A 258-nucleotide genomic window follows, 5' to 3' on the forward strand; every position below is an offset into this window, starting at 1 on the left:
CGGTGAGGCCGCCGATGGTGGTCGCTTCCAGGGGGCCGGCGCCGCCGTCGACGACCAGCTCGATCTGCTTCTCGAGGCGCTCGCGCACTTCGATCGGGTCGGACAGCATGTGGTCGTCGCCCGGCAATTGCAGCGTGGTGCCGATCAGCGGTTCGCCCAGTTCCTCGAGCAGGGCCAGCGTGATCTTGTTTTCCGGTACGCGCAGGCCGATGGACTTGCGCGAGGGGTGGGACAGGCGGCGCGGCACCTCCTTGGTCG

The 258-nt window shown here is 69.0% G+C and carries 1 protein-coding gene; it reads right to left on the reverse strand.

Annotated features, from left to right (window positions below; all coding sequences use genetic code 11):
• On the reverse strand, nt 1–258 hold a 258-nt coding region (locus KVT32_RS30545; RefSeq protein WP_217619482.1), incomplete at both ends, for a Sua5/YciO/YrdC/YwlC family protein.

This window comes from Achromobacter sp. GbtcB20, assembly GCF_019091095.1.
Taxonomy (GTDB): Bacteria; Pseudomonadota; Gammaproteobacteria; order Burkholderiales; family Burkholderiaceae_B; genus Achromobacter; species Achromobacter mucicolens.